Genomic DNA, 26638 nt, shown 5'->3' with positions numbered 1-26638 from the left:
GAGCTTTGGTTCAGTGACGCTTTGGTTCAGTGACTCTTTGGTTCAGTGACTCTTTGGTTAATTAGTAACTGATCTTTAGATAAATATTGTTTTTATTTTCTGCTTTTGTTCTAATAGCTAAGTTTTAAATCGAAACTTTTAAGAGTAAAACGAAAGAAATGTCAAAACGAAACACTCAACAACGCCGTCATACCATCATTGCTGAGCTAAGCAACTTAGGTGAAGTAAGCGTTGACAGCCTTGCCAAAAAGTTTGATACCTCAGAAGTTACGATTCGTAAGGATTTAGCGGTATTAGAAAATAGTGGTTTATTATTACGTCGATATGGTGGAGCAGTGCCTCTACCGAGCGAAATTATAGAACCAAAAACAGAAAAAGTTTCGAAACGAAAGGTAGTGATTGCCAAAACGGCAGCATCACTAATTCGAGATCATAATCGTATTATTCTAGACAGTGGTAGCACTACATCGGCTTTAGTGCGAGAGCTTAGTGCTAAACAAGGCTTAGTGGTAATGACTAATTCGCTTGCCATTGCCTCAGACCTTCATGCTTTAGAAAATGAGCCAACATTATTGATGACCGGTGGTACTTGGGACCCTCATTCAGAGTCATTTCAAGGGCAAGTAGCGGAAAATGTGTTGCGATCTTATGATTTTGACCAATTATTTATTGGTGCTGATGGCCTTGATATGTCTCGTGGAACAACTACCTTTAATGAGTTGTTGGGCTTGAGTCGTGTTATGGCGGAAGTGTCTCGTGAAGTTATCGTAATGTTGGACTCAGAAAAACTAAATCGTAAAATCCCTAATTTAGAATTACCTTGGAATAAAATTCATACGTTAATTACAGATGCAGATATGCCTGAAAACGTACGAAGTGAAATAATTAAACAAGGCGTTAACCTCGTTATCGCTAGTTAAAAAGGACAGTAGTTATGTGTGGAATAGTAGGTGCAGTAGCACAACGTGATGTAGCAGAAATTTTAGTAGAAGGCCTTAAACGTTTAGAATATCGTGGTTATGATTCTGCTGGTGTTGCCATTATTGATAACAATAATGAATTATTAACCGCTAAACGTTTAGGCAAAGTACAAGAACTTGCACAAGCACTTGAACAACAAACATTATCTGGTGGTACTGGCATCGCGCATACTCGCTGGGCAACACATGGCGTGCCAAGCGAAATTAATGCTCATCCCCACCTTTCGAATAACACTATTGCCGTAGTGCATAACGGTATTATTGAAAACCATCAGGCATTGCGCACTCAGCTGCAAAGTTTAGGCTACGAATTCTTATCGCAAACAGACACTGAAGTTATTACACATTTGGTTCATCACGAACTCAAAACCAGTGAAACATTATTATCAGCAGTACAAAAAACCGTCAAACAGCTAGACGGTGCTTATGGTACTGTAATAATGGATAAACGCGATAAAGACAACATTATTGTTGCGCGTTCAGGTAGTCCGCTAGTTATTGGTTATGGTTTAGGCGAAAACTTCATTGCTTCAGACATCATGGCGTTATTGCCTGTTACTCGTAAATTTTCTTACCTTGAAGAGGGCGATGTTGCGCAAATTAGTCGTTTTGAAGTGAACATTTTTGACACTAACGGTAAGCCAGTAGTACGAGAAGCAAAAGAAGCCAACGTATCACATGACAGTGGCGACAAAGGTGAATATCGTCATTACATGCTTAAAGAAACCTACGAGCAGCCAACGTCTGTACGCAACACGTTGGAAGGTCGTTTATTGGGTACAGAGCTTAATATAGATACCTTTGGTAATGGTGCTGATGATATTTTTAAAAATGTTCAGCATGTACAAATCATTGCCTGTGGTACAAGTTACCATTCAGGTATGGTTGCACGTTATTGGTTGGAAGAACTAGCGGGTGTATCGTGTAATATCGAAATCGCTAGTGAATTTAGATACCGTAAATCATTTGTACCTAAAAATTCGATGATAGTTACCTTATCGCAGTCAGGTGAAACAGCAGACACATTAGCAGCGTTGCGCTTAGCAAAAGAAATTGGCTATACGTCTAGTTTAAGTATTTGTAATGTCCCTGGTTCATCACTGGTACGTGAATCAGACTTATCTTTTATGACCAAAGCGGGCGCTGAAATTGGCGTAGCATCAACCAAAGCATTTACCACTCAGCTTGTTGGCTTGTTAATGATGACATTAGCTATTGGCAAGCATCATGGTATGTCGGTTGAACAACAAAATAATATTGCTACTTCGTTAATGACTTTACCGAGTAAGCTTGAAGAAGTGTTGGCGTTAGCTAGTTCAATTGAAGACCTTGCTGAAGATTTTGCTGACAAGCAACATGCATTATTCTTAGGTCGCGGTGATCAATACCCTATCGCGATGGAAGGTGCATTAAAACTGAAAGAAATTTCATATATACATGCGGAAGCTTATGCCGCTGGTGAACTTAAACATGGCCCATTAGCACTTATTGATGCTGATATGCCAGTTATCGTTGTTGCGCCGCAAAATGATTTAATTGAAAAGTTAAAATCAAATGTTGAAGAAGTGCGTGCTCGCGGTGGTTTAATGTATGTTTTCGCCGATAGTAATACAAACTTCGTTAGTGACGAAACCATGAAAGTCATCGAAGTGCCAGTGTGTGACGATATTATTGCACCAATCGTTTATACCTTGCCATTACAGTTATTGTCATACTATGTGGCAATCATTAAAGGTACTGATGTAGACCAACCACGTAACTTGGCAAAATCAGTGACAGTGGAATAATTAATTTTATTTCCCATCATTAAGTAAGATTATAAAATAAAAAAGCGATTTACTCAGAGAGTAATCGCTTTTTTACTTATAAGGAATTAAGTTATATTATCAGCGAGTTGGTGAGGGACTAAAAAATGAATATGGATTTAATTAAAGCTATTTTTTATGCCGGCTTACCGGTGCAAATATTCACGTTCTTAATGGTTTATTATGCCTATAACAAAGGCTACCTTACCTCTGATATTAATATACGAGATGCTTTTACTGATAAAAAGAATCCGGATAAAAAATTTTCGAAAGCTAACAAAAAAAGTTTACTATTTCTGCATTCTAAATGGATGACTTTTGGTGGCGGCTTCTATGGTTTACTTGCATTATTAACTTTTATTTATATTGAATTAGATCAAACGATTCAGTTCTTAATTCATGCTACGGGTTGGCAATCATTTCTAAATTTACTCACCTTTGATGCCATTTTAGGCATGATCATTGAGTCTTTTGTTAATATGCTTAAAGCCTTGTTGTGGTTTAGTTATTGGCCTGACGTTTTTGATATGGAAAATGTAGTGATTTGGTTTATCGCTAGTTATATCGGTTATCGTCTCGGTGCAAATTTAGCTCAGCGCTACGTACTCTACCTAGAGAAAAAAGTGCCAGAGAATTGTGCTGAAGAAACAGATTAGTCGGTTTCTTCATTAGCTTTTTCGAACTGTAACTCACAAAGTCGTCGATATAACTTAGAACTTTCTAGTAATGACTTATGATCTCCAGTATCAATAATCTTTCCTTGGTCCATTACTACGATTACATCTGCATGAATAACTGTCGCTAATCGATGAGCAATAATTAACGTCGTTCTCTTGGTCATGAGTTCATCTAGTGCTGCTTGAACGTGATATTCACTTTGAGCATCTAAAGCGCTGGTTGCTTCATCAAGCAGCAAGACATTAGGATCTTTCAAAATAGCACGAGCTATAGCAATACGCTGTTTTTGTCCTCCCGACAAACGTACGCCTTGTTCGCCTAAGAAGCTGCTGTAACCTTCTGGTAATTGCTCAATAAACTCGTGAGCGTGGGCTCTTTTGGCGGCGCTAATAACCTCTTCATCAGTTGCCTCGGGTTTACCATAACGAATATTGTGCCAAACATCAGAGCTAAATAATATTGGGTGTTGAGGCACCATACCCATGGTTTGGCGTAAGTCAGTTAATTTGAGTTGAGTAATATTGGAAGCATTAAAACTAATGCTGCCTTTTTGTGGATCATAAAATCGTTGTAATAACTCAAATAAGGTGGTTTTTCCTGCACCAGACGGGCCCACTAAGGCAACAACCTTTCCCGCAGGTATGGCTAAGTTTATGTTTTTAAGTGCAGCACTGTCAGGACGTGACGGATAATAAAAGTCGACGTCTTTAAAAATTATTACTGATCGGGCATCACTATTTAGTGTTTTTGGATAATCTAACTCTTTGATATCACTTTTAATCTTAAGTAACTCAAGTAATCGAGTGGCAGAGCCAGCTGCTCGCTGCAATTCACCGTATACTTCTGCAACAGTTGCGACCGACATGGCAACCATAATAGCGTAAAAAACAAATGCTCCTAATTCGCCACCAGTCATTTCTCCTTGTAAAACATCCATACCCCCTACCCACAACATGGCACTGATCGCGCCAAAGGTAAGAAAAATAACAATAGCGATTAAGAGCGACCGTTGTTTTACTCGTCGCTTAGCAACACAAAAAGCATTTTCTACCTCATCAGAAAAGGCATGTTGCTCTTTTACTTCATGGGTATAGCTTTGCACAATTTTGATGTTTTGAATGATTTCACCAGCATAAGTGCCAACATCAGCAATTGCGTCTTGTGAACTTTCGGCTAGCCTTCTGACTTTACGGCCATAAATCATCATAGGTATTAAAATGACAGGTACTGAAAAAACAACAAACAGTGTTAACTTAAAGTTAGTCAACATTAGCATTATTAATCCGCCGATTAACATCAATATGCTGCGAAGTGCCATCGAGAAAGATGAACCAATAATTGACTGTAGTAACGCAGTGTCAGTGGTTAAACGTGACATTAGTTCGCCACTACGGTTTTCTTCAAAATAGCTCGGGTGCAAAGTAACAATACGATTAAATACTGCTTTACGAATATCAGCGCTGACACGTTCACCCAACCAAGACATTAGATAAAAGCGACTAAAAGTGCCGAAAGCAAGTAAGCTAATTAGCCCTATTAATACTAAAATAGCAGATTGTAATTGTTCAACTGAACCGGCAATAAAGCCACTGTCGATAACAAACTTTACCCCTTGCCCTAGGGATAAGTTAACCGCTGCAGTTACTAGTAAAGCCAATAAAGCTAAGGCCAACATCAGTTTGTAAGGCTTTATAAAAGCGAAAATAGGTAACAGGCTGGTGAAGGCTTTCGGTTTGTTTTTAGCCTGATTATCACTTGAAATAGGTTGACTGACGGCTTGGCTGTTATCGTTCATTATGTGATCTCAGGGAGTACTCTTCCAAAAGAGGTGGTTATGAAAAGGGATAATTCAAGTGGCAAATCGTTATTAATAGTGTTGCAAAAAGTGTTTAACAAAGTAGGTGAGCTATTAGCTAAAGTAGCTACTTAACTTTAATATGATTATTTTGTATTTTTTAACTGGGTGTTAAAGCTAGCTTTATAAAATATGCAATATTACTAGTAAATACACCTTTGACATCGGTTGTACCTCATTTGTTTAATTTATTAGAAGATTTTGAGCCTTAAAGCCCCATAGCATTATGATGTTTACAATGAGTTAGTCGATCACTTCCTTTGTTAAAAAAAATAATGGTAGGTTAGCGGGACATAGAAAAAATAATTTTACACTCTTTTAAACAAACCCATTAACTTTCAAGAAAAACACTTTTTAAACCCTTACTTAAGTGCAGCTGAGTTTAGAGTAACTACTTAATACACAGTGAACAGATACTAAGCTTTTCGGCGTTTTTTTCATCAATTAATGACTTGCTAATTGATAATGTTCTAGTCAATACTCACAACAGGTAAGAGGTTGGACCTCGAGCCTTTTTAAATAATTCTATAACAAAAAAATATAACAGGAATTACTATGAAAAAAACGATAATAACCATAGTACTTGGCTGCTTTTTCCTTATGGGAAATTCGTATGCTAATCAAGGCTTAGCCTTTATTCACGGTACTGGCAAACAAACAGATGCATATAATGATTATTGGACAGGAAGTTTTGTTAACTCAGTGCGTCAGGGTCTAACTAATAGCAATAAGTTTACAGTGGTTAACTGTGATTTTGATAAATTTATGTGGCATGAAGACGCTGTTGGCTGCTTGGCTGATCAACTCAATAGTTTTATAACAAACGAAAATATCACAGAACTCATACTATTAACTCATTCTAATGGTGGCAATGTAGTGCGATGGATACTTTCGAATCCAACCTATGATAGCCGCTACCCAAATATAATCAGCAAAACTAATAAGGTTATTGCTGTTGCCCCTTCTAGCTTAGGTACTCCATTGGCTGATGCTGCTACTCAAGGTAATACGTTTGAAACATCATTAGGCTGGTTGTTGGGCTATAACTCTGATGCCGTGAAACAACAGCAAGTGAGCTGGATGACATACTATAATAACAACTGGTTATCGGGCACAAATGGTCGTCCTGTTTTGCCTACAACATTTAAGGCTATAGTCGGTTCAGATGTAGACTCAGCGTTTTGGGATAGTGATAGCTATTGCGCGGGTTATCAATATCAAGTGGCGTTAGAAACCACTCAAAACTGGTTAGATTCTTGTTCTGACGGGTTTTTAGAGTGCAGCTCACAAAGTGGCGCGGGTACTGTTTGGTTTAAAGACAAAGATAAAACAAGCGGTAAAGAGCCTTTAAGTCATCAACAGAGTCGACGTGATTGCTTTAATTTAGACGTAATTATACGAAACGATATTTAAGGAGCTAACCATGAAAAAAATAAGAACAAGTATAAAAGTCATTAACCTAATTGCCTTGTTAACCAGTGGACAGTTATATGCTTTAACACTCAATAGTACAGAGCAAGCCTTAGTTTCAATTGATGCGCCTTTTTATAAAGTAGAACAGAAAGCACTACACTTTAGCCAGGCTATTAATAGTAACAATGCTCTTTCATTTGGAGCTAAAGCATATACAACAACGAGTGATGAATACTGGCTTGAAGTTAGTGGTAAGCAATTAAACTCTGGGATCAGGCTTGATGTTAGTCACCCAGGGGCATTAATTCGTCTTTCAGGCAAAAAGAGCAATGACATTTCTGCTGTTGAGAGTATTGCTATTGATCCACAACAAATAGAATTATTAAAAGGCACAAAAACGCTAGATAGTGCGTTCAGTCAAAAAGTATCAAAACAGCAATTTTCTAGTGCGAATATTTTTCCAAATAGTAGTGCCGTCAAGCTCCAAGAACATATAGGTCGAGGGCAATTTAGTTTAAAAGTTACACAACCGCTTAACTACAATGAAAAGTATTTAGTGAATGTTAAAGAAAAAGGCTCAGAATATGGCTTAACTTTATCTGTTCCAACGCAATCACTATTAGCAAAACAAGCGTTAACGTTCGATATGGCTATGCACAACTCTAAAGGCCAGTTAACTCTTAATGCGAATAAAGCCTTTATTAAAACACCTTCCGGAGTGACATTGCCTGTAAAGACAAAACTAGTTCAAGGCAAACAAAGTGTTGAATTGCCCGATATACTGGTAACGAACAGTAGAGGTGAATTATATGAATTACACGTTAATTCTCAAGTTCACGATAAAGGATTAATTATAAGACGCAGCAGTAAAGTTGCTTTTGCTATTGCTCAGCCTACAGCGAAAATGACAGGTAAAGTGGATGTTGAGGCGACGCATGCCAAAGTCGAATTAAACGTTGCAAGCGAAGGTCGTTATGAAATTAGCGCTATTGTTTCAGGGATTAATTTAAAAGGGAAGCCAGAAGCGGTAATGTTAAGTCGTTCAGCTTACTATCTCCGACCGGGCGAACAGAGTGCTAATTTAATGTTTGATGAGGGGTTGCTCAAAAACTTAAACGTTTTGCCACCATATAGCTTAAGTCAATTACGTTTAGTTGACCAAAGCAGAATGGCACTTTTGCAACAATAAGGTAATGATAAAAGTAAATATCGCTTGGTTGTTTAACGAAGCGATATTTTTATTCAATAGCTTTTGATTGTATTAGCTAATGTTAAGGGTGACTTATTTTCTTTTAGACAATAAATCAAAAAACACCAATTTAGTTAAGTGGCTAGCCTGAGGACTAGTTTAGAAAAATTGACTTTAATATTAGTTAATTTGGCGCTGAATTATTTCCAAAACATTATTTTCCGGATCGATTACTTGTAACAAATCTACTTGTAGATTTTCATCTTTGTAAATACGGCCAGCCTTTATGCCTTTGCTGATCAAACACTGCTTTAGTTTGGGCAGTTTAGCATCAGTATAAAAGCCAAATTTCATCACCCCGCGCCAGTGTTCTGCTGAAGATAAACTTTGATAATCAAGTCTATCGAATAACTCTTTTCTGGAAAATATTTCAACAACAAACTCGCCTCTTCTCATCAACTCTCCTGTGGCGCTGCCATCAGGAAAAGAAAATTGCTTCACTGTTTCTAGCGCGAATGTTTGCTGATACCAGCTAGCCAGAGAACTTTTACTGTCAGTGGTTAAGGCGATGAAGTTAGGCTCTAATGTATGACCATCAAAGCAAGAAGAAGCCTGGGCTTGCCCCGTGAATAATAGGTAAAAACAAAAGTATAAAACAGTGCTACTTTTTGTCTGTATTATTTTCTTGGTATGATGTTTCGCTACGATAAATATATTTTTCATGTGAAGTTATCTCAAGGCTATGCTAACAATATGATTTTGTTTTTAAATACTTATTAAACTGCTTTTTAATGTAAATTTATTTTAGCTTTATAGCTAGCTAATGCCTTTTGATGTGATGCAACACTACTAGCTCTATGGTTGTTTTTAATCGCTATAGCTAGTGCCTGCTCGTAGGCCAACAATGCTTGTTTGGGCATGGCCAGTTTTTCATAAACATGTGCCAAATTACGCAAGGCTCTACCTGACGTTGGGTGCTCTTTAACGCTCAGTAATGAAAGTTCAATTGCTTCTTTGTTTTGCTGCTGGTCAACATAAAGCAAAGCCATATGATCTAATATGCCAATGGGCAATACCGAAGGGGTTCGCTGAGCATAGTAAGTCTGTAATCCCTTTATCCCACCTTTTTGTTCAAAATCGAGCGTATTTTTAAAATGTGGCGCAGCCCAAGTGCCATAATAATCTTGTAAGTCCTGATGAGCTTGCATCATCGAAATAGAACCATGAGATTCTTCTTCATGTTTTGCAAACTGCCACTTCAGCCCTTTAATGGGTTGTTTTTTCAAGTGATAAACAAACTCATCAACCCCTTGATTCCACCCCTCATTCGCAACACTTAAGTACAGCTTTTTATCTATTATTTTGCCTTTTTTAGCAATGTCATTTGCTTGTGTTACCAATTGAAAATCACTGTAATAAATACTTGGGCTAATCGCAAAGTAGCCATCAAACTGTTCTGGTTGCGTTAACAAGGCACGAACAACAAATTCACCGCCCATAGAACTGCCCATTAATAAGTTTTCACCATTTGTTGCATAGGTACTTTCTATATAAGGTTTTAACTCTGTAGTGATGAAATTTAGAAATGCTTTAGAGCTCGTTAATGTACTTAGGTCAGCTGTTCTATTTTTGTTAGTTTCAATACCGACTACGATCATCTTCGGAATGCGTCGAGAGAAATCGGCCAAATCATCGGTAATAGCAACGGTCTTTTGCATTTTTCTTTTGCCATCTGGAATATAAAGCACAGGGTATTTATTACCTTGATTTGAATAGCCAGTAGGTAGATGAACATAGAAAGTTCTCACTTCATTCAAAATGCTTGATTGGAAAGTAAACTTATCAGCCATGACCATTGACTTATTGCTTTCTGTTACAGGAAATTTGCTTGCTGAGGCAGCAAAGGTTGAGCAAAGTAAAACTGTTAATGTGAATGGTAGTAATACTTTGCGATATGCTATTTTCATTATCTTAATCTTTATCATGGTTATCTCTAATGATTGTTTTGTGTCGCTAGCCCTAAAATGATTGAATTACGTTTTAGGGCTATTGCGCCTTGTTAATTATTCACATGAAAGCGAGTCAACGGGTTTGGCTGATGCGGCTTTAACCGCGATAACCATAACGGTGACGTAAGCAATGATTAAGCTAAACAAGGCACTGAGCAGGTATGCGCTGTATGGCATATCAATGCGATAGATAAAGCCATTCAGCCAATCTCTCATCAAGAAATAGGCAACAGGGAGTGCTATTACATTCGCTAAGACGACTAAACTTGAGAATTGATTTACTAACATAAAGCATAGCTGTGCTGTACTTGCGCCTAATACTTTGCGCACCGCTATTTCCTTAACTCGTCGTTGAGTATTAAATGCTGCGAGTCCAAACAAGCCAATTGCTGTTACTGCGATGGCTAAAAAGGTGAAAACGTTAAGTAAACTTGTTTGCTGATTTTCATTGCGATATGAAGCAGAAAATAAATCAGTTAACCAGTCATATTTGAAGGCTAAGCTACCATTTAATCCTAACCAAACTTGTTCCATATCTTTAATGGATTGCAAGCTAGTGCCAGCTTTAAATCTAATCGCTGTCCAACGTAGAGATAAGTCTTGAGGCTGCCCTGACAGTACGTAAATCATCGGTGGGATAGCATTTTTTGCATTGATATAATGACTATCTTCAACGACAGCAATAATTTGGTGATTGTGCAAACCATCATCACCACCGCCACCTAAAGTTACCATTTGGTCGATAGCTTCCTCAGGGCTCCAACCTAATGTAGTCGCCAGCGATTGATTAATGATTAATTTACCTGTTGATGCTTGCCAGTCGTTTTTATTTTCTTCATAAACATCATTGGTATAGGCTTTCGAGAAATCACGTCCCGATAGCAGTTTAATACCAAATGTTTGAAAAAAATCAAAACTTACTGGGTTACTACCAACCCAAATTTCATTAGTAATGTCGTTACTAGGTCTAACAATATTTGACGTTCTTGTCGGCTTTGTTGGCACGGTATGCGACATCGTCGTCGAAATAACATCGGGATGTCTAACCGCCTGTATTTTGAAAGCATTAAATATATCTGCGCCACGACTGACAATAATGACATTTTCACGATCAAAGCCCTGCGGCATATTTTTCACATATTGCATTTGCCAATTCACAATTAAGCTAGTAACCACTAAAAATGCTGCAATGCCAAATTGTAATACGATCAGAGATTGACGTAGTAAAACTCCTGACTTAGAGGTGGCGACTAAACCTTTTAACACGTGTGCGGGTGACAAGTTACTGAGATAAAAAGCAGGATAACTTCCTGCGACAATACCAACAAAAATAGCTAAACCAAATAATTGAGCACTAGATAGCAAAGAAAATGTTAGGTTAATTTCTACATTCATCAATGTATTAAATGCTGGCAGTGCGAGTTTGACTGTTAGTACGGCTATTAGCGTCGCTAAAGCGGTTAATAAAATAGCTTCGACTAAATATTGTGTGATCAATTGATTTTTACTTGCCCCTAACGCTTTACGTACCCCAACATCCTTACCTCTGCGCATTGCCGCAGCGGTAGATAAGTTAGTGAAGTTGACGCAGGCAAGTACTAAAATCATGAAAGATATAACACTGAATATGGTCACCATAACGGCACTGCCTGGCGGCGTTAAACTGTAGGTAGTGACATTGTCTAAATAGATATCTAGCAGTGGCTCTATTACCACCCTATTGGTTTTAAAAGATGAAGAACCTTTTGCTCGTTGATCATAATAGTCGCTTACTAATCGAGTTAAGTTGTCTATAGCTGATTCATTATCGATTTTAGCAAAAGTAACCGTAGCGTTATAATTCCAGCGTTCTTGCCATGCCTGACTTGGCAATAAACTGAAATAGCTTTCAATCGGTAATACGAGTGTTAGTGGCATAGTATGAGGAGTGTTACTTTTTTTAATAACACCGGTTACCTGATGTTCTTTACCATTGATGGTTAATCTTTTACCAATAATGCCTTGGCTACGGCTAAAGTACTTCACCGCCGTATCTTCGTGCAATATTAAGCTGTCAGGGGCATTTAGTGCGGTTAGTACGTCGCCTTCAATGAGTTCAAAGTCAAAAAATTCAAAATAATTGCGGTCAACAAATAGGCTCTTTTCAGCATAAACACCTTGTAAGTGCTTTACTGAAACACCACCATCAGAAACTCGAGTTGCGTCATTAATTTGTTGAAAATTACTCGTTAACTCTTTAGATAGTCTCAATGGTGTTGCGGCTTGCGGTTTATTCTCATCACGAATAAGATTAATACGATAGATATCTTTCGCTGCCGTAAATTGACTATTAAAACTTTTTTGATGATCAACATAAAGTTGAATTAAAATAAAACAAGCAATGCCAATCACTAAACCGGATAGTTGAATAAGACTGGTCAGTTTATCTCGGTAAAAATTGCGCCAAGCGACAATAAATAATAACTTAACCACAAGCCACCTCCGTAAGATCTGCTGCTAATGTTTCTTGTTGAACTGACTCATCTTTTAGTACTTTACCGTCAAGTAATTCTAGCACTCGAGTACCGTAGCAAACATGCTCTGGCGCGTGGGTTACCATGACGATAGTTGAACCTTCTTGGTTGAGTTCTTGCAAAAGCCCCATGACTTGTTCAGAGTTTTTCGAATCCAAGTTACCTGTTGGCTCATCAGCTAAGATTAGATCTGGTTGTGTTACGATTGCCCTAGCAATGGCAACTCGCTGCTGCTGCCCACCAGATAGTTTTGCCGGTAAGTGTTTACGTCGATGTGCAATATCTACCCGCTGTAATACTTTGTCGACTAAGCGTTTACGTTCTTCTTTTGGTACCTTATGATAGTAAAGTGGCAGTTCAATGTTTTGTTCAACTGTGAGTTCATCAATTAAGTTAAAACTCTGAAAAATAAAACCTATGTGTTGTTTGCGCAATTCAGCTCTTTGCTTTTCACTGCATTGGTCAACCTGATGGCCAATAAAGCTAAAGCCTCCTTGGTCGATACTATCAAGCATACCTAAGACGTTGAGTAACGTTGACTTACCACAGCCAGAAGGCCCTAATATCGATAAGAATTCGCCTTTATTGATGGTTAAGCTCATGTTGTCGATGGCGACTGTTTCTACTTCATCACCGATAAATGAACGGCTGATATTGTTAAATGTGATCATGTTAATTCCTTAATTATTTCGTTAAATTATTGTCACTTGGCAAATGCTAATCTGCTGCTGAAAGATTGAGTTGTTCGGCATCAGCAAAGCTAGCGTATGATGATGTAATGACTTGATCACCCGCTTGTAAGCCAGAAAGTACTTCGATAGCTTGTGGATTTTTACGGCCAAGTCGGATGTTACGTTTAGTTGCTGTGTTGCTAGATGGGTCGATAATGAATGCCCAACTACCGGCCGTGTTTTGCATAAAGCCACCGTTGGCGATTTGCAATTTTGATTCACTTGAAGATAAGTTGAATTTTAATTGCAGGCTTTGACCAAGCCTTAATTGTTTGACTGATTTTGTATCAGATAATAAAAAATCGACTTTGAATTTTCCGTTGTCGATGCCGGGGTAAACTTTGGCAATGGTTAACTGATGGTTTTCTTGATTTAGTGTGAAACTTGCCGTTTGACCTTTATTAACGCGGCTAATATAAAATTCATCAACTTGAGCACTGACCTTATATTGTTCAATCAAGTCAACCTGGCCTAAGCGTTCACCGTTGCGTTTAGATTCACCGACTTTGGCATCTAGAAAGGTTAATTGTCCGGCGCTTGGGACACGGATCACTAACTTATCCAAGCTTGCTCTAGATATAGATAAATTACTTTCTAAGGTTTTGATACTTTGCGCTAATTGCTCAAGCTGTTGTGTTTGCAAAAGTGCTTCTTTTTCTTGGCTTTCTTTTACGGTTTCACGGTACTTTAATTGGAAAGCTAATTCGTCTTGTACATTTTCAAATGCTTGAGTAGAAATTAATTTTTTGCCGATCAGTGTTTTATTACGAGCAAATCTTTTTTCTAATCTCAGTACTTCGAAATCTAGTTCAATAACATCACGTTTTAGTTTTAGCTGATTTTGCTCTAACGCCAAACGCGTATTACGCATATTGTTAATTTGCTCTGATACTTCTGCTTCACGTGCTAGTACATTGAGTTGTAAATTGGTATTGCTGAGTTTGAGAACCTTTTGGCCTTGTTCAACAATAGCGCCTTCTTGAACGAACACTTCTTCGACACGACCACCATCAATTGCATCGATAAAGATAGTGTCTTCTGGTTCAACAACACCGCGTAAAGGCAAAAACTCAGCAAATTGTGCTTGTGTTACTTTACTAATCACGAGGTTTTGTGTGGCTACGTTATAAGTTTTTCCCGTCGAGTTTGTTGTATTACTTGCGGCGTAAACGACACCAGCGACACCACAGGCGATTAATATTGCTAAGATTTTTTTAGAGTTGTTATTTGATGCTTTCTTACTAACGGGTTTGTCCATGATGACACCTGCTGGTTAAATGTTGAGTGCAGTGTCATGGATTTACTTGGTGAAAGAAGGAACAAAGGAGGATTTAAACGTGATTGATAATGAAAAAGTTATGACCATTAACGTGGTCATAACTTTAGTTGTTTTAAATCAATTGGTTGAGGTTGTTTTAATTGGTTTGAGTGTTAAGTTAATATTGGCTACTGGCTAACTGTTCGCATGATATCAGCGACGGACTGACTCATTTTTGTGTATATGATCCCGTCATCATTACTGTCGAAATCACTTTTTGTTAGATGAGAAAACCAAGCTTTTTGGTATTCGAGCGTTTGGTTAATGTTGTAAGTCAATAACTCGCTTTTTGGGGCCGGACTTTGGCATACGATAGCACTGCCTGATTGCTGTAAATTGATTTTTCGATTGATAAAGCTAGGGCTACAAACGAGCTTTGTTGCAATCGGCTGTTCAGTGAGGTTTTTAAACTTCATAATTTGCCCGCTATCATCAGACATAAGATAATAATGTTGATCTACGCTTGAGTAAACGCCGCCCTGATAACCTATTGGTAACGATGACAGTTGCTGGCTATCAATTTGATATTGCATGAAGTGCCAGTCATTATTTTTAACAGTTGAAAAAAGTAAAGTGCCTTCATCTCGCCAACTCAAACCACTGATCGCTGTGTTTTCAAGTGGTAACTGCTTAATTTTATGGCTCTTAGTATTAACGATGAAAATCTGATTATCAGCTAAAATAGCAAGCTGACTATCGTTTGGAGAAAACGCTAGATGATAAATTTTTACCGGGTTATTAAAAAAAGTTAACTGTTGTGCTTTTTCTACGCTATTGGCATTAATAGCCGCAATATACACTTCGGCCTTAGTGGTGCGTTTAGAGACAAAAGCATATTGGTTGGAGTTATTTGCCAAGGTCGGTAAGTAATCCATCACTGAAGAATTATCTAGCGGGAATGAAACTGCGGCTTCTTGTGTGTTGTTAACTTGCTTTGCAGCTTGGTAAAACAGGTCTCGGTTGAGTAAATAAGAAACAAAACTAAAGTCTGTGCCATTATTTATTCGCGACACATGTTTGACTCGTGAAGTGTTACTTGCCACGACAGCAAGTGTTTCACCGGCTAAATTACTTTGCCATAAAGCATAAGCAGGATGAGGAGATGGATGCACGATACTCTCGTTATCATGATGCCAATTCACCGAGCGCATTAAATAAGGTAATTTTGCCGTTTGACTTAGTTTAGTGCTAGCAATATCTAAGGTATAAATACGTGTTTGTGGTGAGAACTCACTATTGAGTATCACTAAACGTTCGCCATCAGGCGATATATCAAAAGAATAATTGCCTTGGCCACTAGTAATAGGCTGATTGATAATATCTTTTTGTCGATTAGTTAGATCAACACGAAACACTTGATAGCCATTGGTTTTAGATTGTCGATCATTGAAATACAAATGACGACCATCAGGAGAATAGACAAAATGTGGGCTGCTATCTGCGCTACATTCACTGACTTTTTGCCATGAATCTTTGTTTTTAATATCGTCTAATAGAGCTGAAAAAATAATACAAACATGATTATGTTGGTATAAAAAAGCGAGTTTGTTTTCAGTGGGTGACCAAACTGGCTTCGACAAATTTGCTCTTGAATGCGTAATGCTTTTGATAGTTTTGTTTTTTAAATCTTCAATATTAATGTGATCACGTTGGCCTTTACCTTGCTTAGTATAGGCTAATTTCGTTAAATCAGGCGAAACTGCAGGGTAAACCTCTTCACCTACCTTTCGTGTTAAGGGCTCTATCTGTTTAGCGGTAATTTTTTTTGTCGATTGAAAGTCGCTAGCATAAAAAAATAGGCTAATTGATAACAGCACTATCGTTAAAATGATCACTTTAAAAGCTGAATCTTTTCCCCATAAGGGTTGATAGCTGTGTTTATCACTTGCTGTATGGTTTAAGGTTGGAGTACTTAGTGTTTCATCCGTGCTTTGTCGATTATTGTTATCAGTTAGTGCTATGTGCTCTGTCGCTGTAAAGTCGACAACCATTCGGTAGCCTTTACGGGGTACTGTAATGATAAACTTAGGATTCTTAGGATCGTCGTCCAATACTTTTCTTACTTTTACTAGCGTGCGACTAATGGCATTTTCGGTAACAATGGTGCCACTCCATACTTGCTCCATCAATTCATCTTTACTAATAACTCTGTGTTGGTTTAAACAGAAAAATACTAGCAGATCATAAACTTTGGGCGCCAGTGCTATTTGTTCACCTGACTTAATAAGTAGTTGATTATCGGTATCGATATAAAGTTCATTGAACTGAAGATAGCGCAATGCGGCTCCTTGCATGTTATTTTTATTATTAGCGTAAATATAGTACTGCACTTTTAGCAACTTCGTAAGTAGCAAGTCTCTATCACTCGATCTATTTTAGTAACAAAATAAGTAAATACTTAAGTGTTAACTTTTTTGCTAAGCACTTGATTTTAAAGTTGGTCATAGCTCAGTCACAAGTTTTTCATCATTATTCCTTACTTGTTCATTTCTTTTAGCTTTTCGTTATTTATCTTAGCTATTCAAATAAACTAGAGGAAAAAATAATGCGAAAAAATAAATGTACTATACAAAAGATAACGAGTTCATTGCTGCTCTTGCTTTGGTTAGTTTTGAATAATGCTGTTGCTAGCCCGCCGAAATCAATAAAACCAGCTTATGGTGAACGCGTACTTATTGTAGTTTCAAGTCACGAAAATGGCTTCTGGTTACCTGAAGTACTAGAGCCATATCAACTATTGGCTGAAGCGGGTTTTAAAATAGACATAGCCAGTCCAGAAGGCGGAGAAGGTACAGCACGAGGTCGACTATCAAAACAACAGTTGTTGTGGCTTGAGAGCTCGCCTTTAAAAGCACAATTGCAGCAAAGTATTCCATTATCGGAGCTAATGAGTAAAAACTATCGTGCAATTTACTTTGCCGGCGGTGCAGGCCCAATGTTTGATTTAGTTGATAACGTTGCTGCAAATGAAGTGACGCGAGAAATTTATGAAGCTGGGGGAATTGTTGCTGCAGATTGTCATGGCCCCGCGGCATTGCTCAATGTCAGGCTATCCGATGGTAAAAGGCTTATTGCTGATAAAGCAGTTACCGGAAAAGCCAATATTGAAGAAGGTAGCTGGGCGAGAAGAAATTATCCATTTTTGTTGGAAGATAAATTAACCGAGTTTGCTGGTACGTACAGCGCGAAAGAAAAAAGACAAGTGCATGTTGTTGTTGATCAACGTGTCGTCACTGGACAAAACCCCGCATCTGCTGCGCCGATGGCTAAGGAACTTATTATGCTGTTGAAAAGATTGGCAGCGTTAGCAATGAATTAATTAAGGTATGTATTTTACTATCAACAACAAGTCATAAAAGGTTTATAAGTAAGCGTTTGTAAGCAGAGTGTAACCTTTTAAATTCAAGGCGATATGTTGATTTATGACTGAAGTACTAGTCGTACATCGCCTTTTATATGAATTTAAGAACCGACGCTTACTTAGCCTTACAAACATTAGTGCCATGGTTTTATACACTGTTTGATAATAATCAAACAGTAAAGGTTAAGTATCATGAATTATAGAAATATTGTCATTAGTACTATGATCATTGGCGCTCTTAGCGCATGTGGTAGTAGCTCTAAAAAAGTTACCCCTGCACCGATTCCAACTCCAGTTCCTGCGCCGACTCCTACTCCAGCACCAATCCCTACGCCAGCAGCAAATGATTTAGGTATATCTGCAGTTCCAGAAGCACTTAAAAGCACTTATACAACGGCATTAAAATTCGATCGTTATACCAAAGTGAATACCCCTAACGGTGGCGTTATTCATCTTGTTGCACAAGATGGCGTATTAGATAACCAGATTGTTCGTTCACGTGCCATATTGCAGCATTTTTTAACTGATTACCCGGGGTCGTTATATGGCGCGGATAAAAGTGCAGTAGCTAATAAAATGGCTGAAAATAACGCTGTATTACTGTTATTAAATGGTGTTGATGATGGCACCAATGCTGCAGCTGAATTGGATGGTCAACCTTTATACTACGGTGAAATGCAAGTTGAAGGGCATAGTTGGTATGTTAACCAGGACTATAATCATCGTGATGCATCTTACGAAGAAATTTTACATATGGTGCACGACTTTGGCATCGGTGTAGACCAAAATCCTACTTTTGTTGGCGCACAAGCCGATTTTCAGAATGAAATTCGCGCTGCTCAAGTTACCGCATCAGCAGGGAATTTATGGGGTATAGGGGCATCAGATTGGATCACAGAATTAACCGCTGAGAATAGTCTGAGCCAAGAGTATTTAGCGGCACTTATTGACGTTTATTATGGCTTATGGGGAGCAGATACTGAAAGTAGCACACATGGCATGAATGGCTTATACGTTGCTAAAGTTCGTAGTGATATTGCTATAGAAGACCCACAAGGGGCAATGCTTGTTGATAACAAATTCTTTCACCCATATGTAACGTATAACGCTCGTATTGATGAGAGCTTTGTTGGTGACTTTAGCTTGGCGTTTAATGCCGATATAAAATACACACATCACTCACAGTATCTAAAAGACATTACTTTAACAGGTACTAATAATAGCAATGTTATTGTTAATCAACTAGATAATAACATTACTGGTAATGCCGGGGTGAATACAGTGACTTTTTCGGGCACCTCTGCTGAATATACCATTACTAAGGATAATGACGTGGTGACAGTAGAAGATATGCAAGATAACCGAGAAGGTGTAAATACCTTAACTGCTGTTGAAAGTATGACATTTTCGGATACCACAATAGAGACTAGTAGTTTATAAATGAGTTAAGGATGTTTGTTACATTGAATGACAAACATCCCTTTCTTAAAAGCCCAATTTTATGGAATATAAGAGTCGGTACCACTATAGGAAACTTGGTAACCAATATCGTCGAGCACAGCTAATGTAACTGCACCAAAAACCGTACCATTGGCCATAAACTCCTTGGTTAATGGAGGGATATCAGTACCATTATCAAGCACTCGCTTTTTATCTTCTTGCAAAACATAATCGTATAAATGACCACCGTCATCACTCATAGGTACGAAATTGAAAGATGTACCATATATTTCATTGTACTTTTCTACAGCGACACTGTCGTCCACTCTAAAGACATTACCTTTATATGTTGCATCAAGCTTTGTATAGTCTTCTGTATACGAACCAATACCTATAATGTGACCCATTTCATGCAATATATTGGCATAGAACTCAATAGGATCGAAACCTTCTGCATAAGTATGGTTACCTATGGTTAACTCGCCACTGGTTGGTATTAAAAAGTTACCGACTTTTTCTTCAGAGTCAGGACCGGCTTGGCCATTACCACCGGCAAGGGCTTTGACGAAAATTTTCATTTTAATGGTATGTAACGCTTTGCCTTCTACGGCTGTTAATGCAGATAACCACTTATTTGCCGCATTTATGTAAGGTTGTTGTAATTCGCTACTCCAACTTTTTTCGTTATTGTTTTGTAGTGATAACTTATCCATAAAAATGAGCTCAAAAACTACATTGCCATTAGTCACGGTCTTGATATTGTTTTCTGGTGTCGTTGGTGTCGTTGGTGTCGTTGGTGTCGTTGGTGTCGCCACAGGAGCACTCGAACTGCCGCCACAGCCATGCAAACATATGATTGCACCAAGACCAACTAACCTCAATTGTTTAAATTTATTGATATGCATTTATTTGCCTTTCTTAAAGGTAGTTAAGTGGATGGCTAAGCATTTTAATCTGCTTAGCTGAATTCTTAAGTAAGCCAATGTAAGCAAGCACAGCGATATGAAGAGTCACTTTATTACATTAAGGTGTAGAGAATATAAGCGCTTGCTGATAGGTCTATGTACTTTGATTTGCATGTGTTGATAGATGTCAGAGCTTGCACTGAATATTGCTTACAATTCCTTACGTTAGCTAAAAATAATTGCTTTACACTTATTTCCCGCAATATAAAAAAGGCAAATAAGATGGAAATAGAGCAGAATAAAAATATTTTGAACCCACCGCCGGATATAGAAAGTACGGAGCGAAAAAATCGAGTTCAATCGACAAGTGAAATTGCACAAAAAAGTGTCGATAAACAATCGCTGAATACTGAAAGTAAAGCTTCGGTGTCTAGTGTGAAAATTTCGTCCGAAGGTAAGCTAATACAAGCTCTTGATGAAACATCAGACAAAATTGATACCATGCTTGAAAAGAACATGACAAATGAGCAAAAGAAAAATCTAGATGAAATTTATCAGCAACTTGACGGTTTATTCGAAAGCGAAGATTTATCTCAAAAGCAAGAAAAAAAGGTAACAGCTTTGTTTGAGCAGGCGGACAAAATTTACAACACTAGCATTGAAAAACTATCGAGTAGTGAGCATGAAACTATTGATAAACTTGCCAACAAAATGGAAAGCCTATCAGCGCAACTAGCACAATACGAAAATAATAATCCCGCCGCTAACAAACAAGCCAATAATGGTGGTAATACAAGGAATTCGGAAGTAACTTCGAGGGCTATAACTAGCGGTGGTAGCGAATTGTCAGACGTTGCAGCGAGCAAAAAAAAATCTAAGAAAAAAGCACTAACTGTTGCGCAACTCAATGCGCTTTCGATCGCAGAACTTAATAAATTGCCGCCAAGCGAACTAAAGAAGCTTAATGCTAAACAATTGAACAAATTGAATGCTAATTTACTTAACACACTTGCTTTACCGCAACTTAAGCAGCTATCAAATGGCAATATAGGAAAGCTCAACCAAACTCAGCAGGATAAATTAGCTTAAAAGCGTTAAGGCACTATTAATGTCTGTTTAGTAAAGAAGTAAGAATTTGCTTATACTAATTTCTTTGGTTTGTATTATTATCAAATATGCCTCGTTAATTTTTTGTCAGTTTAATTAGTTAAAGTTTAGCTGCGTTTTTCATTTGAACTAACGATAGACAACACAATAAACTTTCCGGATTAACCGGATAAAGGATACTTAAAAATAACATAGACTTTGAGTTTTATTCGTCGTGTAAGCGTATGTAAGCCTAGCTTATATTTATTAGTTTTTAACAGTAAACTCTGTCCTGAAGCTAAAATGAGGTGATAGCAATAAAATGAAAATATTGATTGTTGAAGATGATGCTGAAATATCACGATTAACCGCGATGTACTTAAATGCTGAAGGATTTGAAAGTAAAATCATTAATGATGGTGCTGATGCGCTAGCAGCGATAAAAAGCTATCACCCTGATTTAATTGTCTTAGATTTAATGTTGCCAGGAATGAGCGGTCTTGATATTTGTAAACAAGCACGACTGTTCTATCTCGGTCCGATTTTAGTGTTAACCGCTTGTGATGACGATGTGAGCGAAGTTAGTTTGTTAAAATTTGGTGCCGATGACTTTCTAAATAAACCATTAAAACCACATATATTAGTCGCTAGAATTGAAGCACTTATTAGGCGCTCTAGTGTTACAAATCCCGAATCAAGGAAACTCCAACATAGTAAATTACATATCAATTCAGTTAACAGAGAAGTTTTTCTCGAAGGAAATATTTTAGCCTTAACCGACTCTGAATACGAAATGCTGCATTTACTGGATAACAATGTCGGTAAAATAGTCTCTCGAGATGACTGTTGTCGAGCACTGAGAGGTATTGATTATGATTTTAATGATCGTTCGATAGATATGCGAATATCTGCACTTAGAAAGAAACTTAACGACGATAAAATGCCTTACAAAATTATTACTACAGTAAGAAACAAGGGATATATGCTGCTCAATGGTTAACATTTCTCGTTTGTTCACATTGTCTTTTTTTACTCGCCTGTATATTAGCATTCTGATCGCGATAATCTTCAGTTTTGCTTTAACACAATATGTTGTTGAAGATATGATGCAACAAGATTCGGTTAATGATTTTGTCAGAGATTCCCAATACATATATGCTGAGGTTAATCGACAGATTGGGCTGAATAATGTAGAGCAGCCACAAACATATGTATTTAATCTACCTTTCACTGAAGATTTTGATATTCGTTGGATAGCACTTGATAGTACGGAAGGTATTTGTCAACGATGTGAATATTTAGGAAAGATCCACGGCACAGACACTTTTGCATTAGATGAAGAAGGGCGATTACTTGCTGTTCACCAAATCCCTCGTCTAAATGTGCAGTTACTAGTGGCAGATAAATTACATGTTCATGACGTTGCTAGCGATAATGATGACGACGAAGAAATTGAGCAGCTGACAGGTTTGAGTTTGGAAGAGGCTGTATTTGTCTTATTTGTTATTATTCTATTACTTATTATCTCTCTTACTATTTATTGGCCAGTAAGGCAGTTACAAAAACAAATCAATGGCTTAGTCTCTACAACGAAATCTTTTGGTACTGGAAAATTAAACGCTAGAGCAGATGAAGTGTTAGCAAAGCCTTTAAATACGCTAGCGCATAGCTTTAATACGATGGCGGGTTCAATAGCAGACACGGTAAAAGAAAATCAAATTTTTGCACAAGCGGTTCCACACGAAGTACGAACACCGCTTAGCCGTATTCAATTGGCAGCAGGTCTATTGCGAAAAAATAATGTCGATGTAAACCAGTTAGCACTGCTCGATAATATCGATACCTACATTGACGATATTGATGAGCTAATAGGACAAGTAGTCGCATTTTCAAAACTGAATACAAAACAAGATGAAGATGAAGCCGACTTTTATCAAACGATAGAATTGAAGCCCTTTATTTCGGCAAGATTACAAACACTGAAGCCTGACAGCAATATTAATATTGAGCTCGATATAGATGAAAGTGTAGAGATAACTACCAATCCAATTTACCTACGGCTATTACTCGATAATTTAGTGAAAAATGCCTTAAGCCATAGCAAGAGTAGTGTAAAAATTGTTGTGAAAGCAATTGACTGTGCCTTCGAGCTTTCTGTCGAAGATGATGGGCCGGGAGTACCCATTGAATCTCAAGAAACCATTTTCTTTCCATTCGCCCGCTTGGATAAAAGTCGTAGTCGTAAAACTGGTGGCTTAGGGTTAGGTTTAGCTATTGCTAAGGCTGCTTGTAAGCGCATGAACTGTGAATTATCCGTACAAAATAATCATAAAGGAGGAGCAAAATTTATATGCAAGTTTTTGTAAAAAAAGGCTTAAAAAGTTGAAGCTGTTGTAATCATAATGAAAAACTATGCTATATTCCCCGCTGGAAAAATAATAAATTATTAGGGAAAATTATGATTAAAAATTTTTTAGTTAGCGTACTGTTTTTATTTTTATTAACTGGCTGTCAATCGACATTAATGGAACCTGTTACTGAGCAAGCGCAAACTAATACTCAAGCAGGGAAAGCACAAGTTGTCTTTATCCGCTCTGCATTTGTTGGTCAAGCTATTCAAGCGTCTGTTTATGACGTTACTTCTGGATCTCCTGAATTTATTGGTATCGTGTCGAACGATACTAAAATTAGTTATATGACATCTCCTGGTGAACATATGTTTATGGTTGTTGGCGAAAGTGCTGACTTCTTAAAAGCTAGTGTTGTTGAAGGTAAAACTTATTATACGGTTGTTAGCCCAAGAATGGGCTTTTGGAAAGCGCGCTTTTCAATGCACCCAGTGAGAAATGATGATACTGCGAAGTTCAAATACGATTCTAAAGACTTTAAAGAAATGTTAGCTGATAGTAAGTTTGTTAAAAGTGGTCCAAAAGCAGAACAATGGGCTATTAACAATAGCAATAGTATTAGTTCAAAAATGAATAAATATCTTCCTGAATGGAAATTGAAAGCGATTGAGAAACAAAAAGCAGCAACTATTGAAGTTATTGATCATATGTAAGTTGGTTTACCAACATTAATTAGGAAGAATCTCATGAAGAAGTTTTACATTGTAGCGGTTAGTTTGGCATTAGTTGCTCTTACGGGTTGTAAGTCAACAATTCCAGTTCCACAGTATATTGACCAACCGGTTGCGCAATATGGTGAATCAATTAGTACAACGAAAGATGTTGAACGTTCAATCGTAAGAGCCGCAGCATCTTTAGGTTGGAAAACTAAAGTGAAATCGGAAGGTGAAATCCTTGCTACTTTGGATATTCGTAAACATCAGTTAGTTGTTTTAATTAAGCATGATGACAAGAATTTAACTGTTGAGTACCAAAGCTCGTTGAATTTAAAATATGACGGTAAAAAAATTCATCGTCAATATGCTAATTGGGTAACAAACTTATTAAGAGCTATCGACGTACAAAACGTTACTAAGTAATTAATAAATTTAGCTATTTAACTTAAAGCCATAAATGTTTATTTATGGCTTTTTTATGTACAGGATGTACGGTATTTCGCGGTCACATGGATGTGAAAGAGCGTGCATGTACAGGATGTACGGTATTTCGCGGTCACATGGATGTGAAAGAGCGTGTATGTTTAATAATTAGGTATACCATGATCAAGTTAATGTGAAAAATGGCGATGATTACCACTTAATTAGTGCGTTATCATCAAAACGTTCATGTAAATCACTTTGGTGATTGAAATAAATTGGAACTTGCTGGTTTTTATAAGCTTCAATATAAAAGTGCGTAGGCCAAGCGTGCGGTGAATACGGGAGGTTTCTATTTAACCTTGAACCGGTTACATCAAAGGTATAAGAATTTTCTATGTTTTCATTGCTACCAGGTACAGTATCTTTGGTATCAATATAGCTATCGCTAAAATCAGCACAATTACCAAAGTTATTCACACCGTATTGCCAAAAAACTCCAGAATAAATAGCAACAGGATCAAGGTAAGTTGTTTGTACATTTATAGATGGGTTTATTTTTTTGAGTTTTTGACACAATCCATATATTACAAATGAGCCACAACTGTGGCCAATTAAATGCACCGCTTTTATATTCGACAGCTTCGTAATTTTATTAGCAAGTGTTTCACCAAGTTTTTTGCCGGTAACAGAGCAAACTAAAGCGTTATCAGAAAATGGTTGCCAAGATAAGCTCACTTGCTCTTTTGTATAATTTAAAAGCTGTTTATTGTTGGTAAACTTTATAGCTTCTTGTAGTTCATTACTCCAACTCTTAGTCGTATCTTTTACACCATGAGCTGAAAGCGATAAATATTCTGTTTTTGGGTTTATCGCAATAGATGCTATATCGCTATAGTCTCTAGGCCAATGTGCGTATAGCTGAAAGCCAACGGAAAATAAAACAAATGGAATGCCAGGGATAACAACCGCTAACCACCAAAACCATCTAAATAAAGTGTTATTACGATAATAATTTATAAGTTTACTCATGGCTCAATTGTAATGCCTTTTCGTGGTTAATTAAGTACCAGTATTGATTTATAAATGGCATGCTTTGAATTACAGCGAAGGTGAATTCTTTGTATTGCCCTGTTGTATGATGATATTGCGCTAATTGTTGCTTGGTATTTTGTTTTAGTACTTCTAATACACTGCTTGCCGTTATTTTTGCTAGTGCTTCTTTAAGTGTCCATAATCGATAAAATTGTGTCTGATCTCTTTCTAACAACCACTTTGCTTCATCAGGATGAAAGTAGGCATTTGCCAATGTTTGTGTGTCTCTTGCTGTATTCTGGTACTCAAGATCGACAGCAACATTTATTGCATCGGTAGTAATTGCAAAAAAAATAAATCCTTTTGAGTGAGTTAAAGAAATGTTGAGTGCGAGTGGCTTACCCTTATATAGTGCTTTTAGTTGTGCTGATTCTGTATCAAAACTTAGTTGAAGTGTTTGATATGAAATAGCTAGGTGCTCGGAAATATAGGACTTTATTAAAAATCTACTGGCGATATACTCCTTTTTTGCGACAATATTTTTTCTTCGTTTGATAATGTTTTGTTCATTTTCATGTAGAAATTTTGCTGCTAAAAAAGCGATGTCGTTTTCATCAATGTTATTTGCATTATACAAAGCGTAACAAGGATGTTTTTTGTGTTTGATGAAACATAGGTCTTCGATTGGAGTGAAAATCGGTTTAAACAATTGAAATTTCTCCATGACGTTGACAAGTTTAGTGATAATGAAGGCTCAGCTGAAATGTTTTTATTAAAACAACTGTTTTAATTGCTTTGTTGCCCTCTATTCTATACCATTTCCGACTTTATTTTAT

The 26638-nt window shown here is 37.4% G+C and carries 23 protein-coding genes; 13 read left to right on the top strand and 10 right to left on the bottom strand.

The annotated features are described in order from the left end of the window. Nucleotides 1-158: 158 nt before the first annotated feature. From B7C41_RS17375 to B7C41_RS17365, 3 genes are all read left to right on the top strand, one after another. Nucleotides 159-920, top strand: coding sequence for a DeoR/GlpR family DNA-binding transcription regulator (locus tag B7C41_RS17375; protein ID WP_085300215.1), 762 nt, complete (start codon nt 159-161; stop codon nt 918-920). A gap of 14 nt (nt 921-934) precedes the next feature. Next, nucleotides 935-2767 carry a glutamine--fructose-6-phosphate transaminase (isomerizing) gene (gene glmS, locus B7C41_RS17370; RefSeq protein ID WP_085300214.1) on the top strand — a complete coding sequence of 611 codons (1833 nt, stop codon included), beginning with the start codon at nt 935-937 and terminating at the stop codon, nt 2765-2767. Between the two features lie 125 nt (nt 2768-2892). Further along, nucleotides 2893-3441, top strand: a complete 549-nt coding sequence (locus tag B7C41_RS17365; RefSeq protein ID WP_085300213.1) for a hypothetical protein — start codon at nt 2893-2895, stop codon at nt 3439-3441. Here B7C41_RS17365 and B7C41_RS17360 read toward each other — a convergent pair. Then, entirely contained in the window at nt 3438-5258 is a 1821-nt protein-coding gene (locus B7C41_RS17360; protein WP_143764451.1) for an ABC transporter transmembrane domain-containing protein, read from the bottom strand. The two genes, B7C41_RS17365 and B7C41_RS17360, sit on opposite strands and share 4 nt — an antisense overlap. Before the next feature lie 660 nt (nt 5259-5918). Here B7C41_RS17360 and B7C41_RS17355 point away from each other — a divergent pair. Both B7C41_RS17355 and B7C41_RS17350 read left to right on the top strand, forming a co-directional pair. Continuing rightward, nucleotides 5919-6731, top strand: coding sequence for a lipase family protein (locus B7C41_RS17355; RefSeq protein WP_235839770.1), 813 nt, complete (start codon nt 5919-5921; stop codon nt 6729-6731). A 10-nt stretch (nt 6732-6741) separates the two neighbouring features. Continuing rightward, nucleotides 6742-7920, top strand: a complete 1179-nt coding sequence (locus B7C41_RS17350) for a DUF4785 domain-containing protein (RefSeq protein WP_085300211.1) — start codon at nt 6742-6744, stop codon at nt 7918-7920. 180 nt (nt 7921-8100) lie between these two features. Here B7C41_RS17350 and B7C41_RS17345 read toward each other — a convergent pair whose 3' ends face one another. From B7C41_RS17345 to B7C41_RS17325, 5 genes are all read right to left on the bottom strand, one after another. Further along, nucleotides 8101-8643 carry a VOC family protein gene (locus tag B7C41_RS17345; protein ID WP_085300210.1) on the bottom strand — a complete coding sequence of 181 codons (543 nt, stop codon included), beginning with the start codon at nt 8641-8643 and terminating at the stop codon, nt 8101-8103. Nucleotides 8644-8708: 65 nt separating this feature from the next. Then, complete coding sequence (locus B7C41_RS17340; RefSeq protein ID WP_158089157.1) at nt 8709-9887, bottom strand: alpha/beta hydrolase-fold protein; 1179 nt, start codon at nt 9885-9887, stop codon at nt 8709-8711. 96 nt (nt 9888-9983) lie between these two features. Beyond that, the gene (locus B7C41_RS17335) at nt 9984-12401 is read right to left on the bottom strand and encodes an ABC transporter permease (protein WP_085300208.1); all 2418 of its coding nucleotides are present in this window, start codon (nt 12399-12401) and stop codon (nt 9984-9986) included. Next, a complete protein-coding gene (locus tag B7C41_RS17330; protein ID WP_085300207.1) occupies nt 12394-13113 on the bottom strand; it encodes an ABC transporter ATP-binding protein in 720 nt (239 codons plus the stop codon). Before B7C41_RS17330 ends, B7C41_RS17335 begins: the two co-directional genes overlap by 8 nt. Before the next feature lie 46 nt (nt 13114-13159). Then, the gene (locus tag B7C41_RS17325) at nt 13160-14431 is read right to left on the bottom strand and encodes an efflux RND transporter periplasmic adaptor subunit (protein ID WP_085300206.1); all 1272 of its coding nucleotides are present in this window, start codon (nt 14429-14431) and stop codon (nt 13160-13162) included. Nucleotides 14432-14480: 49 nt separating this feature from the next. On the opposite strand from B7C41_RS17325, the gene B7C41_RS20200 reads away from it, so the two are divergent. Next, a complete protein-coding gene (locus tag B7C41_RS20200) occupies nt 14481-14630 on the top strand; it encodes a hypothetical protein (RefSeq protein ID WP_158089156.1) in 150 nt (49 codons plus the stop codon). Here the strand turns inward: B7C41_RS20200 and B7C41_RS17320 are convergent. Beyond that, nucleotides 14620-16821, bottom strand: a complete 2202-nt coding sequence (locus B7C41_RS17320) for a winged helix-turn-helix domain-containing protein (protein ID WP_235839766.1) — start codon at nt 16819-16821, stop codon at nt 14620-14622. The genes B7C41_RS20200 and B7C41_RS17320 overlap by 11 nt on opposite strands. 215 nt (nt 16822-17036) lie before the next feature. On the opposite strand from B7C41_RS17320, the gene B7C41_RS17315 reads away from it, so the two are divergent. After that, entirely contained in the window at nt 17037-17810 is a 774-nt protein-coding gene (locus B7C41_RS17315) for a type 1 glutamine amidotransferase domain-containing protein (RefSeq protein WP_085300205.1), read from the top strand. A gap of 234 nt (nt 17811-18044) precedes the next feature. Beyond that, nucleotides 18045-19292 (top strand): hypothetical protein, encoded by a 1248-nt coding sequence (locus B7C41_RS17310; protein ID WP_085300204.1) that lies wholly within the window; start codon nt 18045-18047, stop codon nt 19290-19292. Between the two features lie 59 nt (nt 19293-19351). Here the strand turns inward: B7C41_RS17310 and B7C41_RS17305 are convergent, their stop codons facing one another. Then, nucleotides 19352-20197 carry a hypothetical protein gene (locus B7C41_RS17305; protein ID WP_143764449.1) on the bottom strand — a complete coding sequence of 282 codons (846 nt, stop codon included), beginning with the start codon at nt 20195-20197 and terminating at the stop codon, nt 19352-19354. A 282-nt stretch (nt 20198-20479) separates the two neighbouring features. Here B7C41_RS17305 and B7C41_RS17300 point away from each other — a divergent pair, with 282 nt between their 5' ends. The 5 genes from B7C41_RS17300 (at nt 20480) to B7C41_RS17280 (ending at nt 24770) form a co-directional block, all read left to right on the top strand. Beyond that, nucleotides 20480-21286, top strand: a complete 807-nt coding sequence (locus tag B7C41_RS17300) for a hypothetical protein (RefSeq protein WP_085300203.1) — start codon at nt 20480-20482, stop codon at nt 21284-21286. A 319-nt stretch (nt 21287-21605) separates the two neighbouring features. Continuing rightward, entirely contained in the window at nt 21606-22283 is a 678-nt protein-coding gene (locus tag B7C41_RS17295) for a response regulator transcription factor (protein WP_085300202.1), read from the top strand. Then, on the top strand, nt 22276-23649 hold the full coding sequence (locus tag B7C41_RS17290; RefSeq protein WP_085300201.1) for a sensor histidine kinase: 1374 nt from the start codon (nt 22276-22278) through the stop codon (nt 23647-23649). Before B7C41_RS17295 ends, B7C41_RS17290 begins: the two co-directional genes overlap by 8 nt. A gap of 92 nt (nt 23650-23741) precedes the next feature. After that, nucleotides 23742-24344 (top strand): hypothetical protein, encoded by a 603-nt coding sequence (locus B7C41_RS17285; protein WP_085300200.1) that lies wholly within the window; start codon nt 23742-23744, stop codon nt 24342-24344. Between the two features lie 33 nt (nt 24345-24377). Beyond that, the gene (locus tag B7C41_RS17280; protein ID WP_085300199.1) at nt 24378-24770 is read left to right on the top strand and encodes a hypothetical protein; all 393 of its coding nucleotides are present in this window, start codon (nt 24378-24380) and stop codon (nt 24768-24770) included. 210 nt (nt 24771-24980) lie between these two features. On the opposite strand, the gene B7C41_RS17275 is transcribed toward B7C41_RS17280, so the two are convergent. After that, complete coding sequence (locus B7C41_RS17275) at nt 24981-25799, bottom strand: hypothetical protein (RefSeq protein WP_085300198.1); 819 nt, start codon at nt 25797-25799, stop codon at nt 24981-24983. Next, nucleotides 25792-26511, bottom strand: a complete 720-nt coding sequence (locus B7C41_RS17270; RefSeq protein WP_158089155.1) for a 4'-phosphopantetheinyl transferase family protein — start codon at nt 26509-26511, stop codon at nt 25792-25794. Before B7C41_RS17270 ends, B7C41_RS17275 begins: the two co-directional genes overlap by 8 nt. Nucleotides 26512-26638 lie beyond the last annotated feature (127 nt).

Origin of the sequence: Cognaticolwellia mytili (genome assembly GCF_002104475.1) — a bacterium.
Taxonomy (GTDB): domain Bacteria; phylum Pseudomonadota; class Gammaproteobacteria; order Enterobacterales; family Alteromonadaceae; genus Cognaticolwellia; species Cognaticolwellia mytili.
Note: the sequence above shows the minus strand (reverse complement) of the source record. Positions and strands in the feature narration are given on the sequence as shown.

What these genes read in the sequence shown, in the direction of transcription:
- B7C41_RS17375 (WP_085300215.1), top strand. Translation starts at nt 159, where the DNA reads ATGTCAAAACGAAACACTCAACAACGCCGTCATACCATCATTGCTGAG.
- glmS (WP_085300214.1), top strand. Translation starts at nt 935, where the DNA reads ATGTGTGGAATAGTAGGTGCAGTAGCACAACGTGATGTAGCAGAAATT.
- B7C41_RS17365 (WP_085300213.1), top strand. Translation starts at nt 2,893, where the DNA reads ATGAATATGGATTTAATTAAAGCTATTTTTTATGCCGGCTTACCGGTG.
- B7C41_RS17360 (WP_143764451.1), bottom strand. Translation starts at nt 5,258, where the DNA reads ATGAACGATAACAGCCAAGCCGTCAGTCAACCTATTTCAAGTGATAAT.
- B7C41_RS17355 (WP_235839770.1), top strand. Translation starts at nt 5,919, where the DNA reads ATGGGAAATTCGTATGCTAATCAAGGCTTAGCCTTTATTCACGGTACT.
- B7C41_RS17350 (WP_085300211.1), top strand. Translation starts at nt 6,742, where the DNA reads ATGAAAAAAATAAGAACAAGTATAAAAGTCATTAACCTAATTGCCTTG.
- B7C41_RS17345 (WP_085300210.1), bottom strand. Translation starts at nt 8,643, where the DNA reads ATGAAAAATATATTTATCGTAGCGAAACATCATACCAAGAAAATAATA.
- B7C41_RS17340 (WP_158089157.1), bottom strand. Translation starts at nt 9,887, where the DNA reads ATGAAAATAGCATATCGCAAAGTATTACTACCATTCACATTAACAGTT.
- B7C41_RS17330 (WP_085300207.1), bottom strand. Translation starts at nt 13,113, where the DNA reads ATGATCACATTTAACAATATCAGCCGTTCATTTATCGGTGATGAAGTA.
- B7C41_RS17325 (WP_085300206.1), bottom strand. Translation starts at nt 14,431, where the DNA reads ATGGACAAACCCGTTAGTAAGAAAGCATCAAATAACAACTCTAAAAAA.
- B7C41_RS17315 (WP_085300205.1), top strand. Translation starts at nt 17,037, where the DNA reads ATGCGAAAAAATAAATGTACTATACAAAAGATAACGAGTTCATTGCTG.
- B7C41_RS17310 (WP_085300204.1), top strand. Translation starts at nt 18,045, where the DNA reads ATGAATTATAGAAATATTGTCATTAGTACTATGATCATTGGCGCTCTT.
- B7C41_RS17305 (WP_143764449.1), bottom strand. Translation starts at nt 20,197, where the DNA reads ATGCATATCAATAAATTTAAACAATTGAGGTTAGTTGGTCTTGGTGCA.
- B7C41_RS17300 (WP_085300203.1), top strand. Translation starts at nt 20,480, where the DNA reads ATGGAAATAGAGCAGAATAAAAATATTTTGAACCCACCGCCGGATATA.
- B7C41_RS17295 (WP_085300202.1), top strand. Translation starts at nt 21,606, where the DNA reads ATGAAAATATTGATTGTTGAAGATGATGCTGAAATATCACGATTAACC.
- B7C41_RS17290 (WP_085300201.1), top strand. Translation starts at nt 22,276, where the DNA reads ATGGTTAACATTTCTCGTTTGTTCACATTGTCTTTTTTTACTCGCCTG.
- B7C41_RS17285 (WP_085300200.1), top strand. Translation starts at nt 23,742, where the DNA reads ATGATTAAAAATTTTTTAGTTAGCGTACTGTTTTTATTTTTATTAACT.
- B7C41_RS17280 (WP_085300199.1), top strand. Translation starts at nt 24,378, where the DNA reads ATGAAGAAGTTTTACATTGTAGCGGTTAGTTTGGCATTAGTTGCTCTT.
- B7C41_RS17275 (WP_085300198.1), bottom strand. Translation starts at nt 25,799, where the DNA reads ATGAGTAAACTTATAAATTATTATCGTAATAACACTTTATTTAGATGG.